Origin of the sequence: Arcicella sp. LKC2W, assembly GCF_034931005.1 — a bacterium.
Lineage (GTDB): Bacteria > Bacteroidota > Bacteroidia > Cytophagales > Spirosomataceae > Arcicella.
Genome location: NZ_JAYGIN010000064.1, coordinates 1 through 2,111 on the forward strand (window position 1 = coordinate 1; position 2,111 = coordinate 2,111).

Here is a 2,111-nt window from a genome sequence, read left to right on the forward strand (position 1 = left end):
ACCAACTTGTTTTATTAAAATTGAATCATTCTATCGTTATATTTTCCAAATTTACGGATATTTAAAATTAATTTCCAAATAAGTGGAATATTATTTTGAAAATTAATTTTAGATAAATCAATAAAAATTTCCTAAAACGTATAAATTTTTATTGAAAATATACAAAAATCAGCATTTTTTTGATAAAAATATTATAACAATTTACATTTCATTTCTCTTGACTCCTACTTTTGAGTAATTTTGCATTTGGTACAGTTTTTGTTTTTCCATTTTATTGGAATTTATTTCCATTTTAATTTCGTGATAGGAAAAATCAAAAAAAGTCCATTTTGTCTAATTTTAAACATGATACGTTTATGAAGTATTTTTATCTTCGCTCAATTATGAAGTCTTTTTCTATTCCTTTGGGAATAGCTTTTGTTGTATGGATAATGGCTTCTTGTGGAACAAATCAAGAAACTAAACCAACAGATTCTAACAGTAAAATTGTGGCAACTGTTGCTTTGGAATGGATGGACACTTTTTTAGAAGTTGAACGATATGCCTCAGGATTTCGTCCGCCAGTTGCGGCTCGCTCGCTGGCTTATATCAACTTGGCAGCTTACGAAGCCATTGTGCCAAGTTCGTCGGTTTATAAATCTGTTTCTACCAATTTTTCGGGACTGAATATTCCTGTTCGTGAATCTGGGAAGACGTATAATGATGAAGCGGTTGTGAATGAAGTCTATTATTTAATGCACAAAAATTTCTTTCCACACGTGACGATTGAGGATAAAGCTAAAATTGAAACTCAGTATAAAAAATTTGATTCAAGTAAAATATCAACAGAAGAATTGAACCGCTCAAAGCTATTCGCTCAAGCTGTTGCAAAGGCTGTTTTTGACTTTTCATTAACTGATGAAGTAGGAAGTAAGGGATATTTGAATAATCAACCAAACGATTATGTTGCCCCAACTGGTGCAGGGAAATGGCAACCATCTTTTCCAGATTATAGTAAACCTTTATTGCCCTATTGGGGAAAAACCCGCAGATTTGCAATTTCGGAGTCAGAAAAATTGGCATTGCCACCTGCTCCATATAGTAGTAGCACTTCCTCTGCATTTTTCTTTCAAGGGTTTGAAGTTCACCAAGTTACAACTCCTCTAACTTACGAACAAAAATGGATTGGAGAATTTTGGAGTGACGATATTTATAAATTAACCTTTGAACCCGCAGGTCGTTGGATTGCGATTGCCCAGCAAGTTATCAGAAAAGAAAAGGTTTCGTTAGAAAAAGCAATTTATACATACACTAAAGTTTCGATAGGTTTGAGCGATGCAGGTTTGGCTTGTTGGCATTCAAAATATATTTACAATGTTGAACGTCCAGTGACTTACATTCGTAGAGAAATAAATTCTTCTTGGATCAGTAGTTTGAATAATCCATTAGTGCAAATAAAGGGTTTGACTCCGCCTTTTCCCGCCTATCCGTCGGGACATTCTACTTTTGGGGCAGTTGCTGCCGAAATCCTAACCGATATTTATGGTAAAAATTATGCCATGACCGATAGATGTCATGAAGGAAGAACGGAATTTATTGGAACGCCTCGTAGTTTCAAAAATTTTAATGAAATGGCAGCAGAAAATGCCTATTCTCGGATTCCTTTAGGAGTACATTATCGAATGGATTGTTCGGAAGGCTTACGTCTGGGCTATCAAACAGGAAAAGCTGTCAACCGTTTGGCTTGGAAGAAATAAATCTTTAATACTGATTGATAAAACAACTGTTTAGCTATTGCTCAGGACTTCTCGTGAATAATATCATTCCCTTTCAACAAACTAAATATTACATTTGTACAATAATTATCAACATGAAATACATTTTCCTAAGTTTAATCTCTTGCTATTCAGCATTTTCCCAAAAAACAACTTCTGACACAACCAAATCAAAACTCTTGGATGATGTCACTGTACAAGGTTATCGAGCTAACGAATCAACCATCAAACAACCCCCTGATGTTCATCAAAATTATATCATTGCGTTCCACAAAAATGAGAGGTTTTATAAAATCTAAGCCAAACAAAATCTAAAACTTAAAATCGCACATAAATCGTGTTTCATGATTTTATATT

General features: G+C 33.8%; 1 protein-coding gene. It reads left to right on the forward strand.

Features of this window, described 5'->3' with window-relative positions; all coding sequences use genetic code 11:
* Window positions 1-356 precede the first annotated feature (356 nt).
* Window positions 357-1,736 carry a vanadium-dependent haloperoxidase gene (locus VB796_RS23665; RefSeq protein ID WP_323349067.1) on the forward strand — a complete coding sequence of 460 codons (1,380 nt, stop codon included), beginning with the start codon at window positions 357-359 and terminating at the stop codon, window positions 1,734-1,736.
* Window positions 1,737-2,111: the final 375 nt, after the last annotated feature.

Coding starts and splice junctions, on each gene's coding strand:
- VB796_RS23665 (WP_323349067.1), top strand. CDS start 357: ATGAAGTATTTTTATCTTCGCTCAATTATGAAGTCTTTTTCTATTCCT.